Source organism: Bradyrhizobium diazoefficiens (assembly GCF_016612535.1).
GTDB lineage: Bacteria > Pseudomonadota > Alphaproteobacteria > Rhizobiales > Xanthobacteraceae > Bradyrhizobium > Bradyrhizobium diazoefficiens_C.
In genome coordinates this window covers 1,710,864-1,726,084 of sequence record NZ_JAENXS010000002.1, presented here as the reverse complement: position 1 = coordinate 1,726,084, position 15,221 = coordinate 1,710,864, and the positions used below count along the sequence as shown (strand labels likewise).

Annotated in this window: 13 protein-coding genes and 1 pseudogene; 11 read left to right on the top strand and 3 right to left on the bottom strand. The window is 64.1% G+C overall.

From position 1 onward, the window contains the following. The first annotated feature begins 42 nt into the window (after positions 1-42). The 3 genes and pseudogenes from JJE66_RS25065 to JJE66_RS38510 form a co-directional block, all read left to right on the top strand. The gene (locus JJE66_RS25065; RefSeq protein ID WP_200517137.1) at positions 43-618 is read left to right on the top strand and encodes an HdeD family acid-resistance protein; all 576 of its coding nucleotides are present in this window, start codon (positions 43-45) and stop codon (positions 616-618) included. A 22-nt stretch (positions 619-640) separates the two neighbouring features. Beyond that, entirely contained in the window at positions 641-865 is a 225-nt protein-coding gene (locus tag JJE66_RS25060; protein WP_200517136.1) for a hypothetical protein, read from the top strand. A gap of 345 nt (positions 866-1,210) precedes the next feature. After that, positions 1,211-1,333, top strand: a pseudogene (locus tag JJE66_RS38510) (acyl-CoA dehydrogenase); the annotation flags it as partial. A gap of 242 nt (positions 1,334-1,575) precedes the next feature. On the opposite strand, the gene JJE66_RS25050 reads toward JJE66_RS38510, so the two are convergent. Together JJE66_RS25050 and JJE66_RS25045 are read right to left on the bottom strand one after the other, a co-directional pair. Next, on the bottom strand, positions 1,576-2,019 hold the full coding sequence (locus tag JJE66_RS25050; RefSeq protein ID WP_311979956.1) for a low molecular weight phosphatase family protein: 444 nt from the start codon (positions 2,017-2,019) through the stop codon (positions 1,576-1,578). Positions 2,020-2,275: 256 nt separating this feature from the next. Continuing rightward, the gene (locus JJE66_RS25045) at positions 2,276-4,006 is read right to left on the bottom strand and encodes a methyl-accepting chemotaxis protein (RefSeq protein WP_200517134.1); all 1,731 of its coding nucleotides are present in this window, start codon (positions 4,004-4,006) and stop codon (positions 2,276-2,278) included. 222 nt (positions 4,007-4,228) lie between these two features. Between JJE66_RS25045 and JJE66_RS25040 the strand changes: the two genes are divergently transcribed. From JJE66_RS25040 to JJE66_RS25025, 4 genes are all read left to right on the top strand, one after another. Beyond that, a complete protein-coding gene (locus JJE66_RS25040) occupies positions 4,229-5,611 on the top strand; it encodes an ethanolamine ammonia-lyase subunit EutB (protein WP_200517133.1) in 1,383 nt (460 codons plus the stop codon). Positions 5,612-5,784: 173 nt separating this feature from the next. Beyond that, positions 5,785-7,371, top strand: coding sequence for a B12-binding domain-containing radical SAM protein (locus tag JJE66_RS25035; protein ID WP_200517132.1), 1,587 nt, complete (start codon positions 5,785-5,787; stop codon positions 7,369-7,371). 6 nt (positions 7,372-7,377) lie between these two features. After that, positions 7,378-8,163, top strand: a complete 786-nt coding sequence (gene eutC, locus JJE66_RS25030) for an ethanolamine ammonia-lyase subunit EutC (RefSeq protein WP_200517131.1) — start codon at positions 7,378-7,380, stop codon at positions 8,161-8,163. Between the two features lie 205 nt (positions 8,164-8,368). Next, complete coding sequence (locus tag JJE66_RS25025; protein ID WP_200517130.1) at positions 8,369-10,735, top strand: RND family transporter; 2,367 nt, start codon at positions 8,369-8,371, stop codon at positions 10,733-10,735. Positions 10,736-10,829: 94 nt separating this feature from the next. Here the strand turns inward: JJE66_RS25025 and JJE66_RS25020 are convergent, their stop codons facing one another. Continuing rightward, positions 10,830-11,327, bottom strand: a complete 498-nt coding sequence (locus JJE66_RS25020) for a hypothetical protein (protein ID WP_200518765.1) — start codon at positions 11,325-11,327, stop codon at positions 10,830-10,832. A gap of 458 nt (positions 11,328-11,785) precedes the next feature. Here JJE66_RS25020 and JJE66_RS25015 point away from each other — a divergent pair, with 458 nt between their 5' ends. From JJE66_RS25015 to hpnE, 4 genes are all read left to right on the top strand, one after another. Beyond that, complete coding sequence (locus JJE66_RS25015; RefSeq protein ID WP_200517129.1) at positions 11,786-12,019, top strand: hypothetical protein; 234 nt, start codon at positions 11,786-11,788, stop codon at positions 12,017-12,019. 191 nt (positions 12,020-12,210) lie between these two features. Next, entirely contained in the window at positions 12,211-13,095 is an 885-nt protein-coding gene (gene hpnC / locus JJE66_RS25010; RefSeq protein WP_200517128.1) for a squalene synthase HpnC, read from the top strand. Beyond that, positions 13,085-13,924 carry a presqualene diphosphate synthase HpnD gene (hpnD, locus tag JJE66_RS25005; protein WP_200517127.1) on the top strand — a complete coding sequence of 280 codons (840 nt, stop codon included), beginning with the start codon at positions 13,085-13,087 and terminating at the stop codon, positions 13,922-13,924. Before hpnC ends, hpnD begins: the two co-directional genes overlap by 11 nt. Then, positions 13,924-15,192 carry a hydroxysqualene dehydroxylase HpnE gene (gene hpnE, locus JJE66_RS25000; protein WP_200517126.1) on the top strand — a complete coding sequence of 423 codons (1,269 nt, stop codon included), beginning with the start codon at positions 13,924-13,926 and terminating at the stop codon, positions 15,190-15,192. The genes hpnD and hpnE overlap by 1 nt, the downstream gene beginning before the upstream one ends. Positions 15,193-15,221: the final 29 nt, after the last annotated feature.

The window sequence follows — 15,221 nt, the reverse complement described above, 5'->3', positions numbered from 1 at the left end:
CCTGAGATGTGCTCGGGGGCTTCATATGCAGGAGTAACCATCATGACAAGCGCTTCGGATACGTCTCAACATTCGAGCCTGGGCTCCGGCATTGCGGCACTGCATGCCAAATGGGGCTGGATCGTCGCTCTCGGCCTCGTCTATCTCATTGCCGGCTTCGTCGCGCTCGGCAGCATGGTGATGGCGACGGTGGCGAGTGTGATCGTTGTCGGTGCGATGATGATCGTCGCCGGCATCACGGAGATCATCGGCGCATTCCAGATGAAGAGCTGGGGCAAATTCCTGGTCTGGGCGCTGCTCGGCGTGCTCTATGTCATCGCCGGCTTCCTGACCTTTGACAATCCGGTGTTCGCGGCAGTCCTGCTGACGCTGTTTTTGGGCGCATCACTGCTCGCATCCGGCGCGGTGCGGCTGTTTCTCGCCTTCAGCATGAAGCGTGAAAGCCCATGGGTGTGGGTGGCGCTGTCGGGCGCCATCACACTGCTGCTCGGTCTCTTGATCGTGGCACGCTGGCCGGTCAACAGCGTCTACATCCTCGGCCTGTTCCTCGGCATTGACCTGATCATGGCGGGCGCCGGCTGGGTCAGCCTCGGCCTCAGCCTGCGGCAGCGCCATTGAGCCCGGTTCGAGGAGGATGGTCATGCGCTGGCTCTACATCGCCGTCATCGTGCTGTTCGCCGCTGCGACGGTGATCTTTGCCGCGCAGAATTTCGAGACGGTCACGATCTCCTTCTTCAGGATGAGTCTCAACCTGCCGCTCGCGGTCCAGACGCTCGTGGTCTATCTGCTTGGTGCTGCGACCGGCGGCAGCCTGTTCGCCTTGCTGCGGCGCTCCTACGCAGGCTCGAAAGGACGCGTCGAGTAAACCAGCAACTCGACGCAAGACCATCTTGCGGAACTCCGCTGAGCTGACGCGCTGGCAAAGAAGGCAGCGCGCCGCGCGGTCACGTCGCGCGGACGATCATCATCGGGGAGAAACCATGAAAGCCGCTTTGGCCCTGGCCGCATTGTTCGCTGCCGCCTGTCTGTCCGCGCCGGTCGCGAGCTTCTCTGGATGAGCGCGGAGTGAGCGGCGGCAGGTTAACAGGCGCGAATGCTGCTTCGCCTCACTCCGGGGAGACCGCGGAGCGGTCGTCTCGAAGGGCGAGGCGTGCCCTTCACGCACCGCGGAAGGCTAATTGCGATCAGCCTCGGCGAACAGGAGAACACAATGGACTTTCAACACTCCGCACCTTCGCTGGAACTGCAAGAGCGCGTCCGCCAGTTCATGCGGACCCATGTCGAGCCGGTCGAGAAGCTCTATTACGAGCAGGTGAAGCCGGAAGCCGCGCGCTAACGGACTCCACCAGCCTTGCAGGATCTGAAGCGGCCGGCGCGCGAGTACGCTTGCCGCCTTGCATGATCTGGTTCCAATCCATAGCGACATTTTGTCGGCGCCAAACCCCGTCATCATCCGTTCAAAATTCGTTGCTAGTTTCCAATCTGACGATTGGCTCGCCGGATGTACGCGGGCTGCATCGCGAGCCTCGGCCTCCGTGCCGGGGCTTTTCGTTGTCGAAGCACGCATGAACATGGCTATTCGCGCGATCGCTCGCCAACGCGCAGGTTCCTGACCAACAGCCCAACGAGGTCGTCGATCTTGCCCAGCGCCGTTGATGGATCGAGGTACTCGATATCGTCCACGTCCCAGTATTCGACGCGATGGGCGACGCCGGCAAAGCGATGCGCGATCATGGGGCGGTGCTCGGCGTCCTTCAGCGCGACCACAAGCTCCGCCTCCGCAAAGTCGTCGACGGTACAGAGCACCGGATTTCGCGCAGCTCCCTCCGGTGCGATGCCTCTCGCTTGCAGGGCCTCCAAGGTATAGGGCGAGATCGGCCCCACGTTTTCAGGCGAGAGTCTTTCGGCCAGGGCGCGCGAGAAGGCACGCCAACCCAGCCCTTCGCGCCCGACCCGATGATTGAAAATCTCCTCGGCATAGCGACTTCGATAGTAATTGCCGGTGCAGAGAAACAGCACGCGATTGTTATTGCTCATCGAGTCGCACATTCACCACGAACTGCCGCCTGCCCCGGGACGAGGTTCAGGGAGGAGCACCGTTGCATGATGACATCATGCCGGTGTTTTGCCCGACGTGTCAAACGGATTTCGTAAAATCAGCAGTTGTCGGCGGTCAGGCCCGTGATAAGGCTGACCCCGCCTACTGTGCATGGGGTTGTTTTCGAGATTTTGTTGGAGGCAGCCCGCAGCCGTCGCGCGGGCGGTGCCCGCGCTGTCATCCGGCCTTGGCGGTGCGGCTGTCCGAGCGCAGGTTCTGGAAGAACGTCTCCACCTCGCGCGACAGCGTATCGGCCGTCGCGGTCAGGCTGCTCGCGGCCGTCAGCACGGACGCCGCCGCCGTGTCGGTCTCGCCGATGGCGTCGCGAAGCGAGGTGATGTTGGCGACCAGCGTTTCGTTGCCTTGGGCTGCCGATTGCGCGTTGGACGAGATCTCGCGCGTGGCCTGGTCCTGCTGGCCGACGGCGCCGGCGATCGCGGAGGTGACCTCGTTGATCTCGCGCACCGCACCGCCGATCTCGCGCACGGCATCGACCGCGTTGCGGGTGGAGGACTGGATCATCGCGACGTTCTCGCTGATGTCGGCGGTCGCCTTCGCAGTCTGTCCCGCCAGCGCCTTGACCTCGTGGGCGACGACGGCAAAGCCGCGGCCGGCGTCACCGGCACGCGCAGCCTCGATGGTGGCGTTGAGCGCGAGCAGGTTGGTCTGCTCGGCGATCGTCTGAATCAGCGTCAGCACGCCGTCGATGCGCTGCGTGGCGGCAGCAAGGCTTTCGATCTCGGAAATCGATTTCTCGGTGCGCTGGCCGGTCTGCTCGACCGCGCTGGCGCTCTGCCGCACCTGGCGGCCGATCTCTTCGACCGACGCCGACAGCTCCTCGGCAGCGCCCGCCACCGCGGTGACGTTGTGCGAGGCCTGCTCGGTGGCGTTGGCCGCCGTGCCGGCGCGGCTGTTGGCATTCGCCGTGACGCGGGTGATGGTCTGCGCGGTCTCGCGCATGACGGAGGCGTTGTCGCTGAGGCCGCGCATGATCGCGCCGATCGCTTCACGAAACGCCTCGACGGATTGCTCGATCTGGTGCGCGCGCTGCTCGCGCGCGGCGGAGTCCTGCGAGACCTGCGAGGCGAGGTTGCGGTTGCGCCCCATCGCGTCCTGGAACACTTCGATGGCACGGGCGAGCGCGCCGATCTCGTCGGCGCGGCTGGAGTGCGGCACCACGACATTCTCGGCGCCGTCGGCGACCTGCTTGATGGTCGCGGTGATCGCGGCGAGCGGCCGCGCGATCGAGCGGGCGATGATGACGATACCGATCACGACCAGCGCCAGCGCCACGCCGCCGAGGCAGGTCAGCACGAAGGACAGCGTGTGGTTGGTCTCGGTCTCGCGCGCGATCTGCCTGGCGCGCTCGGCATAGACTTTGGAGAGCGCCTCGAGATCCTTGTTCAACGCCGAGCGTACGGCACGGTTGGCGTCATTGTCGCCCCATTCGCGGCCCGCAGCCGCATTGATCTCGACGCCACGTCGCACCAGCTCCTTGCGGAAGTCGACGAACTGCTCGATGCGTTTCTTGAAGGTGGCGAACTGCGCTGCGTCGTCGGCCTTGACGATGGTTTCCCAGCCTTTGACGACTTCGAGGATCTGCGCGTTGAACTTGAGCAGGCCGTCGCCGAACTTCTTCACGACCTTTGGCTCGGTCGACATGTAGACGCCGCGCGATTCCATCACGACCGCGTAGACCAGCGAATTGACGCGCTCGACGTTCAGCGCGGCCGCATTCGCCGTCTCGATCGCGACGGTCAGCTCGGCACCGCGGCGGCTGTTGTAATCGGACAGCATCGCGATCGCCGCCGTGAGCAGCGCAAACAGCGCGAAGATCGCGTACAGCTTGGTTGCAAGCGTGAAACGGCCTGCCGGAGCGGCGGCATTCCCAGATCGATCGGATGTCATGGTGTTCGGGGCCCAGATGGCCGGGAGCGGCCTGGTAGCGCGCGGTCGTGTAAAATTGTTGCAAAACTATGCAGGATGAAGATGGATGCTGGGTTAACGCGGCCGTTGGCGCCCTTCGCCATTGGTCGAGGGAAAGGTAAGATAGTTCAGCGTCTTGATCCCAAGGTATAGTTTCGGGATCGCCTCGAAGTCGGTCATTGGCCGACGAACCCGGAGGGGCCTTTGGTCTACCGCCACGCCATCGACGCAACGACCTACACATTCGCCGACCTGCGCGATCTCCTCGCCAAGGCGACGCCGCCGCGCTCCGGCGACCGGCTGGCCGGCATCGCAGCAGACAGCGCCGAGCAGATGATCGCCGCGCGGATGGCGCTCGCCGACGTCCCGCTCGGGCAGTTCCTGCAGGAAGCCGTGATTCCCTACGAGGCCGACGAGATCACCCGCCTGGTCATCGACAGCCACGACGCCAAGGCGTTTGCGCAGGTCTCCTCACTCACGGTCGGGTCTTTCCGCGATTGGCTGCTGTCGGACGCCGCAACGCCGGAGAGCTTGCGCATGCTCGCGCCCGGCATCACGCCGGAAATGGCGGCCGCAGTCTCGAAGCTGATGCGCAACCAGGACCTGATCCTGGCGGCACGGAAATGCGAGGTGACGACCGCCTTCCGCAACACCATCGGCCTGAAGGGCCGGATGAGCACGCGGCTGCAGCCCAACCATCCCTTCGACGATGCCAGGGGCATCACCGCTTCGATCCTCGATGGCCTCCTGCTAGGGGCGGGCGACGCCTGTATCGGCATCAATCCGGCGAGCGACGATCCGGCGGGAATCGCGCAATTGCTGCGGCTATTGGACGAGATCATCGCGCGGCTGAAGATCCCGACGCAGGGATGCGTGTTGACCCATGTCACGACGACGCTGTCGCTGATCGGGCAGGGCGTGCCGGTCGACCTCGTCTTCCAGTCCGTCGCCGGCACCGAGGCCGCCAACCGCAGCTTCGGCATCGACCTCGCTTTGCTGAAGGAGGGCTACGAGGCCGGGCTGTCGCAGAAGCGCGGCACGGTTGGCGAGAACGTGATGTATTTCGAGACCGGCCAGGGTTCGGCGCTGTCGGCCAACGCCCATCACGGCGTCGACCAGCAGACCTGCGAGGCGCGCGCCTATGCGGTGGCCCGGGCCTTTGCGCCATTGCTGGTCAACAGCGTGGTCGGGTTCATCGGCCCCGAATATCTCTACGACGGCAAGGAGATCATCCGGGCGGGCCTCGAGGACCATTTCTGCGGCAAGCTGCTCGGCCTGCCGCTCGGGATCGACATCTGCTACACGAACCATGCCGAGGCGGACCAGGACGACATGGACAATCTGCTGACGCTGCTCGCTGCCGCCGGCGTCACCTTCATCATGGGGGTGCCGGGCGCCGACGACGTCATGCTCAATTACCAATCCACCTCCTTCCACGACGCGCTCTATGTCCGTGACGTCTTCGGCGCGGCCCGTGCGCCCGAGTTCGACGACTGGCTGGCGCAGACGGGCATTGCCGGCCCCGACTTCCGGCTTGCCGGCGATGCCGGCCTGTTGCCCGATTTTGCCTCCCGGCTGATCGGGTGATGCGAAAGACCTCACAAAAAACCTCATCGACCGGCGTGAACCGGGGAAACCATTGGCGCGTCTCACGAATTAGTTCGGTGCCACGATATTGAGGAAATTCGGTCACAGCGTTACGTTATGTGTCTGGTGACCTCGTCAGTACCGTTCGTAGAACGTCGGTTGGGGGAAGTTCGATGCGCGCTGAAAGCAACGGAACGATCCGGCATATCCTCTGCGTCTTCCCGCGTTACACCTCATCTTTCGGCACCTTCGAGCACGCCTATCCGCTGACCGACGGTGTCCGCGCCTTCATGCCGCCGCAGGGCCTCCTGCTGCTTGCGGCCTATCTGCCGAAGGAATGGCAGGTCAAATTCGTCGACGAGAACCTACGTCGTGCGAGCAGCGAAGAGTTCGAATGGGCCGAGGCCGTGTTCGTCAGCGGCATGCACATCCAGCGCCAGCAGATGAACGACATCTGCCGCCGCGCCCATGAATTCGATCTGCCGGTCGCGCTCGGCGGTCCCTCCGTCAGTGCCTGCCCGGACTATTACCCATCCTTCGACTACCTCCATGTCGGCGAGCTCGGCGACGCCACCAATCAGCTGTTCGAGATTTTGGCGCGCGACACCACGCGCCCCGAGGCGCAGGTGGTGCTCACCACCAAGGACCGCGTGCCGATGACGGAGTTTCCGATCCCGGCCTACGAACTCGCCGATGTGAAGAAATACTTCCTCGGCAGCATCCAGTATTCCAGTGGCTGTCCCTATCAGTGCGAGTTCTGCGACATCCCCGGCCTCTACGGTCGCAACCCGCGCATCAAATCGCCGGAGCAGATCATCGCGGAGCTCGACCGCCTGCGCGAATGCGGCATGACCGACACGGTCTATTTCGTCGACGACAATTTCATCGGCAACCGCAAGGCGGCGATGGACCTGCTGCCGCATCTGATCGAGTGGCAGAAGAAGACCGGCTATGTCGTTCGGCTCGCCTGCGAAGCGACGCTGAACATCGCCAAGCGCCCAGAGATCCTGGAGAAGATGCGCGACGCCTATTTCGTCACCATCTTCTGCGGCATCGAGACGCCCGATCCCGACGCGCTGAAGGCGATGCACAAGGACCACAACATGATGGTCCCGATCCTGGAGGGCGTGCGCACCATCAATTCCTACGGCATGGAGGTGGTGTCCGGCATCATCATGGGGCTCGACACCGACAAGCCGAACACGGCGGACGCGCTGCTTGCCTTTGTCGAGGAGTCGCAGATTCCACTGCTCACCATCAATTTGCTTCAGGCGCTGCCGAAGACGCCGCTGTGGGACCGGCTGGAGCGGGAGGGCAGGCTGCTCGACGACGACGGCCGCGATTCCAACGTCAGTTTCCTATTGCCCTACGACGAGGTCGTAGCCTCCTGGAAGCACGCCATGAGCGTCGCCTATGAGCCCGAGAAGGTCTACGCGCGCTTCCAGTATCAATGCGATCACGTTTATCCCCACCGTCTCAAGATGCCGGTGCCGGACGAGATGAAGACCTGGCCCAACATCCGGCGCGGCCTCGTCATGCTGCGCAACATCTTCTGGAAGGTCGGCGTGTTCGGCGACTACAGGCGCGTGTTCTGGAAGTTCGCGCTGGGACGCATCAAGCGCGGCGATCTCGAGGGGCTGATCGGCTGCACCATGATCGCGCATCACCTCATCACCTTCGCGCGTGCGGCCTCGACCGGCCAGCAGAACGCATCGAACTACTCGATCCGTCTACGCGAGGCCTCGGTGCCCGCCGAATGATGCGACATGTCTGATCCGGCCGTCCCACGCCGCCCAATGATCGACCTGCGGTCGCTTACGCCTGCGCGCGTCGCGCTCGGGCGCAGCGGCGCGAGCCTGCCGACAAAACCGCTGCTCGATTTCACGCTGGCCCACGCCCGCGCCCGCGATGCCGTGCATGCCGCCTTCGACGCGCCGCGTCTGGCTGCCGGGGTGAGGGCGCTCGGCCTTGGCGCCACCGAGGTCAGCAGCCGGGCCGCCGATCGCAGCGACTATCTGCGCCGGCCGGATCTGGGGCGGCAGCTCGATGCCGTCTCGGCCGCGGCTTTGGCGGACGACGCGACCGCGCCGTGCCAGCTCGCGATCGTTATCGGCGACGGATTGTCGGCCGCCGCGGTCCATGTGCATGCGGTCGCGCTGCTGAAGAGCCTGCTGCCGCTGCTTGGCGAGGACGAAGCTGTCGCGATCGGCCGTGTCGTCGTCGCCGCAAGCGCGCGGGTCGCGCTCGGTGACGAGATCGGAGCCATTCTCGGCGCTCGCATGGTCGTGATGCTGATCGGGGAGCGGCCCGGCCTGTCCGCGCCCGACAGCCTCGGTGCCTATCTGACCTTCGCCCCGAAGCCCGGCCTGACCGATGCCGAACGCAACTGCGTGTCGAATATCCACAAGGCTGGGTTGAGCTATGACGAGGCGGCGCTCAAGATCGCCTGGCTGGTCCGCGAGGGGCTGGCGCGAGAGGCCACCGGCGTGGCGCTCAAAGACGAGAGCGCCGACCGCGCGCCGCGTCGAATTGGCACGGCGTTGCCGGAATGACGGGCATTCCGGCAAAATCGCTGCATCTTGATCGATTTGGCCACGCTTCGCCTGCTTGCGAGAATGGCTCTTGACCTGCTAAACCGCTGCCGGCGATTTTCCGCGCATTTTCAAAGGGCAAGCCTCCCATTGGTATGGCGTTTTCAAGCCGTTCGCGGGGCGCAATAAGCTCACTGACCGAGCCGATTTAGGAACTGGACAAGGCATGCTCGAAAAGCACCGCGAGAATGAGGTTCATGTCGACAAGGTCGAGCAGGGGCCTGCGACCTCCATTGCCTTCGGGCTGGAGCGCCTCGGGCTGATCGCGGTCCGGGCACCGATCGTCTCCTGCATCGTCCTGTTGGTGCTGATCGTCGGCGCCGTGTTCGGCATCCATCGGATCAAGATCGACGATTCGCTGTCGCAGCTGTTCCGCTCCAACTCCAAGGAATTCCACCAATACGAGGAAGTGACCAAGAAGTTCCCGGCGGAGGAATTCGACGTCCTCGTCGTGGTCGAGGGCAAGAACCTGCTGGCGCGAAACAACCTCGAGAAGCTGCGCGACTTCGTCACCGACCTGCAACTGGTCGAGGGCACGCGTGGGCTGGTCTCGCTGTTCTCGGCACGCCAGGCGCCGGCGCCCGGCAAGCTGCCGGCCGCGCTGTTCCCCTCCGAACTGCCGGAGGGCGCGGCCTATGACCAGTTCATCGAGACCGTCAAGAACAACGAGATCATCCGCGGCAAACTGTTGTCGGAGGACGGCACGCTCGCGCTGATCGTGCTGTCGCTCGATCCGGAGGTGGTCGCCTCCAACAAGCTCACCAAGACCGTTGGCGACATCCGCGCGCTGATGAAGGAGGATCTCGGCGATACCGGACTGAGCGTGCAGCTCTCAGGGGTGCCGGTGATGCAGCTCGAGATCCGCAACGCGGTCGAGCGTGATGGGCTCACCTACAACATCCTCGGCATTCTCGCCGGCTGCGTCATCGCCATCGTCTTCTTCCGCAAGATCTCGTTCATGGTGGTGGCGGCGTTCCCGCCGATGATTGCGATCCTGCTGGCACTCGGCGCACTCGGCTGGGCCAACTTCAATCTCAACATGTTCCTGAACGTGATGACGCCCCTCATTATGGTCATCAGCTTCTCGGACTCGATGCAGCTGACCTTCGCCGCACGCGATAGGCTGATCGCAGGCCAGGACAAGTTCACTGCGTTCAAGAACGCGGTGCTGGTGGTCGGCCCGGCCTGCGTGCTGACGCATGGCACTGCCGGTATTTCCTTCATCGCGCTGCAGTTCTCCAATTCCGACCTGATCCGCAAATTCGGCGAGGCGGGACTGGCTGCGACCATCATCGCGCTGGTCACCGTGCTGTCGCTGGTGCCGGTGTTCGGCGTGCTGTTCGTGCGCAACGAAAAGGTTTTTGCGGTCAAGTTCCAGAGCGCGGACGCCGGCGTGCAGGCGCTGCGCAATTTCTGCTACTGGATCGCGGTGCGCATGGTCGGCCGGCCCGGCCTGTTCAGCCTGATCGCGCTGCTGTTCGTCGCCAGCCTCGGCGTCGTCTACGCCAATCTTCAGCCGCGCTACCGGCTTGCGGATCAAGTGCCGGACAAGCGTCAGGCGGTTGCCGCCAGCAACCGGCTCGATGCCAAGCTGACCGGCGCCAATCCGGTCAACGTGCTGATCCAGTTCCCCAAGGGTGAATCGCTTTATACGCCGGAGACCCTGCAAACCATCGCGGACGTGCACGCGACCGTGGAGAAGGCGGCCGGCGTCGGCAACGTCTGGTCGCTGGAGACGCTGCGCCGCTGGCTGGCGGAAAAGGCCGGCAGCGACGATGTCGCTACTCTCAAGGAATATGTGAGCGTCATCCCCGAGCATCTGGTGCGGCGCTTCATCGACGCCGAGCAGGATGCGGTGGTCGTGGCCGGCCGCGTGCCGGACAAGGACTCCAGCCAGCTTCTGCCGATCGTCGACAAGCTCGACTCCGAGCTCAATGCGGTCCGCAAGAAGCATCCCGGCTACGAGATCGCGGTCACCGGTCTCGCCGCCATCGCCGCGCGCAACTCGGCCGGCATGATCGAGAAGCTGAACCGCGGCCTCACCGTCGAATTCGCGCTGGTCGCAATCTTCATTGGTTTGGCGTTCCGCTCCTGGGTGGTGATGTTTGCCTGCGTCCTGCCGGGCATCTTCCCGGTGGTGATGTCGGGAACGGTGCTGTGGGCGATGGGCGAGGGGCTGCAATTCGCCAGCGTCGTTGCGCTCACCGTCTCGTTCGGTCTGGGCCTGAGCGCCACCATCCACTTCCTCAACCGCCTGCGGTTGGAGAGCAAACCGGGCATCGGTTCGGCGCTCGCGGTCGAGCGTGCGACCGTGCTGGTCGGCCCGGCGCTGATCCTGACCACGGTGGTGCTGGCCTGCGGCCTCGTCGTCACCGTGTTCTCGGACCTGCCGTCGCTGCGGCTGTTCGGCTGGCTCAGCGCCTTCTCGATGGTGGCGGCGCTGGTCGCCGATCTCTTCATCCTGCGGCCGACGGCGATGTGGCTGATCAACCTACATGCCAAGCTGCAGGGCCCGGACAAGCCGGCGATCTGAAGCGATCGCGATATGCGGTCGTGTCTGTGAAATAAGAAAATCCCGGTTCGTGAGAGCCGGGTTTTTGTTTGACTTCAGAATTGGAGAGCCTGCGTCAGCTCTTCGTCATCGTGATGTTGACGCCACGGATCTCACCCTTGGAGGAGATTTGCACCGTCTGTTTGCTGCCGTTGGTGCGCAGCGACAAATTGGCGGCAAAGCCGTTGGCCTCGACGAACACGTCGATCTGGCCGCCGCCGGCGGTGCCCTGGAGGTTGCCGAAGATATTGCGGTTGGACTCGCTCCAATTGCCGGAGATCCGCTCGCCTTGGCTCGTCACGTCGCTCGTCAGGTCGAACTTGTAGCTGTCGGACGCGCAGTGCAGGGCCTGCTTGAGGCTGAGGCCGGTGCCGGCGACCTTGTAGTCCGCCTTGCAGCGGATGCGTTCGGTCGAACCGTCGGACAGCGATACCGTGCCGGTGCCGGCCCACGCCCCGTCGAAACCGGCGAACGGCCCGGACGACTGCGCGTGGCTTGCCGCAATTGAGAAGAGCAGCGCCGCACCAATGCCGGCCGCCTTGATCGCCAGTTCAGATCGCCCAAAGAATTTCATCATAAATATCCCGTTTTGGAACGACGCCCGCTCATGACAGGCCGTCTCGCCACATCGAAAGTTTAGTGTTCCGAGCCTGTGTCAGGTTCAAGCCTGACCGGCCACGATGTCAGGCTCGCAAAGCGTTGTCGCCATGGTCTGAGTCCAGATTCCCTCTGTTTCTGTGTGTTTCCGGCCGAAATGGCCGATCGGACAGATGCAGCTCTGCAACAGGTATGCAGTAAAACGCCGCGTGTACGAATTATCACGTAGTATCAACCCCTTACATCTGCCAATGAGGATCGAGGGAAGACCTGATTTGGCAGACGCGGCGCCAATTTGGCCGCATTTGCCAGCGCTTGTGCCTTCTCCGATGCCGCTCACTCCGCGGCAACTTGCCATCAGACGAATCCGTTCCCGCCGTCCGCCCTGTGCTGTCCGGGATCGGTGCGATTCTGCCGTCAGAATGAAGGAATACAATGCGTAAGCTTCTCGTCGCTCTCACCCTGCTGTCGGCATCCCTTTCCACGGCGGCATTCGCCCAGCAAGGGCGCGGCACGGACGTCGAGCAGAAGGCCTGCACGCGCGATGTGCAGAAGTTCTGCCGTCCGGTCATCGACCAGGGCGATTTCACCATTCTGGCCTGCCTCAAGGAGAACCGGGCCAAGATCTCGCAGGCCTGCGACCAGGTCCTGAAGAACCATAACCAGTAAGCTCGGCCACTGGCCCACAAAGGCGGCCGTGGGGCCGCCTTTTTCAGGCCGGATCCGGAAGGCTGCCATCGAGAGACAGGATTGGTTTTACGACCGTATTCCCCTATATGGGGGCCGCGGCGGCGTTGCCGGCATGAGCCCGCGCAGGCGAAAAAACCCTTCCTGTCCAAACGATTGTTGATCAGCCCTCGATGACCTCTGCGAGCGAATTGCGATCCGGCAAGGGTGACCGCGACGAGAATTTCCCCGTCGCGTCCTGGATCATTCATCCGCGTCATCGTGCGCTGATCCTGGCGTATTACGATTTCGTCCGCACCGCCGACGACATCGCCGACCATGCGACGCTGCCACCCGACCAGAAACTCGCTTATCTCGATCTGTTCGAGGCGGAACTGCTCGGCAAGGGGGACACCCAGGCCGAAGCCGTCGCGCTGCGGCGCGCGCTCGCCGAACGCGGCATGGCGCCGCGCCACGCGCTCGACGTGCTCATCGCGTTCCGCATGGACGTCACCAAGCTGCGCTACGAGAATTGGGACGAGGTGATCCACTATTGCCGCTATTCGGCGATGCCGGTCGGCCGCTTCATGCTCGACGTTCATGGCGAGAGCACCTCGACCTGGGCCGCCTCGGACGCGCTCTGCGCGGCCCTCCAGATCAACAACCATCTCCAGGATTGCGGCAAGGATTTTCGCGAACTCAATCGCGTCTATCTGCCGCGCGATGCCCTGGCCGCAAGCGGCGCCTCGGTCGAGCAGCTTGGGCTTGCGCAGTCGCCGCCGGCGATGCTGTCCTGTCTTCAGGCGCTCGCGGTCCGCAACGAAGCACTTCTCAACCAGGGCAGATCGCTGAGCGCAGAAATCAGGGATTTCCGCCTCGGCGTCGACGTCTCGGTGATCCAGGCCTACGCCGACCGCATCGTGCGCCTCCTGAAGGTCCACGATCCCCTGCGCGAGCGCGTGCACCTGAACAAGTTCGAACTGCTCACCTTCAGCCTCGCCGGGATGATCGGCGAAGTCGGCCGCCGTGCGATCGGCCGCAAGGCCATCTCGAATCCGGGGACTGCCCATGACGCTTGAGGCGGCCGTGCCCAGCGCCAATTATGGCTCGTCCGCATCGAACAGCTCCTTCTACGCTGCGATGCGCATCCTGCCGCGCGACCAGCGTGAGGCGATGTTCCAGATCTACAGCTTCTGCCGTCAGGTCGACGACATCGCCGATTCCGACGGCCCGCGCGACGAGCGGCTCGCCGCGCTGCAGGAGTGGCGCAACGACATCGAGGCGCTCTACCGGGGCCATCCGCCGGCGCGGCTCGTCGACTATGTCGGCTCCGTGAAGACGTTCGGGCTGAAGCGGGAGGATTTTCTCGCCATTGTCGACGGCATGGAAATGGACGTGCCGCAGGACATTCGCGCGCCCGACATGGCGACGCTCGATCTCTATTGCGATCGCGTGGCCAGCGCCGTGGGGAGGTTGTCGGTGCGGGTGTTTGGCCTGCCGGAAGAAGACGGCATTCAGCTCGCGCATCATCTCGGCCGCGCGCTGCAGCTCACCAACATCCTGCGCGACATCGACGAGGACGCCGGCCTCGGACGGCTTTATCTGCCGCGCGAAGCGCTGCTGCATGCCGGCATCACCTCAGACGATCCGAACCGCGTGATCAACGAGCGCGCGCTGGCAAAGGTCTGCTTGCCGCTGACGCAGCGCGCGAAAGCCCATTTCGAGCAGTCGGACGAGATCATGAACCGGAACCGCCGCCGCATCGTGCGCGCGCCGCGGATCATGTCGAGATACTATCACTCCATTCTGGACCTCCTGATCGCGCGCGGCTTCAACGCGCCGCGCGAGCCGGTGCGTGTGTCGAAGGTCACACGCATCCTGATCCTGCTCCGCTACGCTCTCATCTGATGCAAAACACAGCTCACATCATCGGCGCCGGAATTTCCGGCCTCTCCGCCGCCGTGCGGCTCGCCAATGCCGGCCTCACAGTTGCCGTGCACGAGGCGACGCAGCAGGCCGGCGGCCGCTGCCGTTCTTATTTTGACGGCGCCACCAATCTCACCATCGACAATGGCAATCATCTGCTGCTGTCCGGCAACAGCCACGCGCGGGCCTATGCGCGCTCGATCGGCACCGAGGCCGGCCTGGTCGGCCCTGAAAGCGCGCAGTTTCCCTTCGTCGATATCACGACAGGGCAGCGCTGGCAGATCGATCTCGGCGCCGGCCGTCTGCCGACCTGGGTGCTCGACGAGAGCCGCCGCGTGCCCGATACCGGGCTCACCGACTATCTGAAATTGGCGCCGCTGATCTGGGCATCGGAAGCGACGCTGGTCGGCAAGTCCATTCCCTGCGAAGGCATTCTCTATCAGCGCCTGGTGCAGCCGCTGCTGCTCGCAGCGCTCAACGTCGATCCGCCCGAGGGCTCGGCCGGTCTCGCCGGCGCGATCGTGCGCGAGACGCTGCTTGCGGGCGGGCAGGCCTGCCGTCCGCTGATCGCGCGCGACGGCCTCAGCGCCGTACTGATCGAACCCGCCGTGAAATTCTTGGCTGAGCGCGGCCACACCGTTCAGCTCGGCCATGAGCTGCGATCCTTCGTGACGAATGACGGCAAGGTCAGCGCGCTGAATTTCGGCGGCGAGGATGTGGTCCAGCTTGGTGCAGGCGATGTGATCGTGATGGCGGTGCCGCCGCGCGCGGCCACGAGCCTGCTGCCGGGTCTGACGGCGCCGACCGAATTCCGTGCCATCGTCAACGCGCATTTCCGCGTCGAACCGCCGCCGGGTTCGGCTCCGATCCTCGGCGTGATCGGCGGCGTCGTTGAATGGTTGTTCGCGTTCCCGAACCGGTTGTCGGTCACCATCAGCAATGGCGACCGCCTGGTCGACATGCCGCGCGAGGAACTTGCGCAGGCGATCTGGAACGACGTCTGCAAGGCCGGCGGTGTGTCCGGCGAGCTGCCTCCTCCATTGCCTCCCTGGCAGATCGTGCGCGAGCGCCGTGCCACATTTGCGGCGACGCCGGCCCAGAATGCCCTGCGTCCGGGGCCGGTCACCGCGCTGAAAAACCTGTTTCTTGCCGGTGACTGGACTGCTACGGGATTGCCGGCAACGATCGAGGGATCGGTCCGGTCCGGTGATCGCGCCGCCGATCTGGTTTTGGCCGCCCAGGGTTCTTGACTAACAGGGCTCGTGACTAAAAAGGATCC

What these genes read in the sequence shown, in the direction of transcription:
- JJE66_RS25065 (WP_200517137.1), top strand. Translation starts at nt 43, where the DNA reads ATGACAAGCGCTTCGGATACGTCTCAACATTCGAGCCTGGGCTCCGGC.
- JJE66_RS25060 (WP_200517136.1), top strand. Translation starts at nt 641, where the DNA reads ATGCGCTGGCTCTACATCGCCGTCATCGTGCTGTTCGCCGCTGCGACG.
- JJE66_RS25045 (WP_200517134.1), bottom strand. Translation starts at nt 4,006, where the DNA reads ATGACATCCGATCGATCTGGGAATGCCGCCGCTCCGGCAGGCCGTTTC.
- JJE66_RS25035 (WP_200517132.1), top strand. Translation starts at nt 5,785, where the DNA reads ATGCGCGCTGAAAGCAACGGAACGATCCGGCATATCCTCTGCGTCTTC.
- eutC (WP_200517131.1), top strand. Translation starts at nt 7,378, where the DNA reads ATGTCTGATCCGGCCGTCCCACGCCGCCCAATGATCGACCTGCGGTCG.
- JJE66_RS25025 (WP_200517130.1), top strand. Translation starts at nt 8,369, where the DNA reads ATGCTCGAAAAGCACCGCGAGAATGAGGTTCATGTCGACAAGGTCGAG.
- JJE66_RS25020 (WP_200518765.1), bottom strand. Translation starts at nt 11,327, where the DNA reads ATGAAATTCTTTGGGCGATCTGAACTGGCGATCAAGGCGGCCGGCATT.
- JJE66_RS25015 (WP_200517129.1), top strand. Translation starts at nt 11,786, where the DNA reads ATGCGTAAGCTTCTCGTCGCTCTCACCCTGCTGTCGGCATCCCTTTCC.
- hpnC (WP_200517128.1), top strand. Translation starts at nt 12,211, where the DNA reads ATGACCTCTGCGAGCGAATTGCGATCCGGCAAGGGTGACCGCGACGAG.
- hpnD (WP_200517127.1), top strand. Translation starts at nt 13,085, where the DNA reads ATGACGCTTGAGGCGGCCGTGCCCAGCGCCAATTATGGCTCGTCCGCA.
- hpnE (WP_200517126.1), top strand. Translation starts at nt 13,924, where the DNA reads ATGCAAAACACAGCTCACATCATCGGCGCCGGAATTTCCGGCCTCTCC.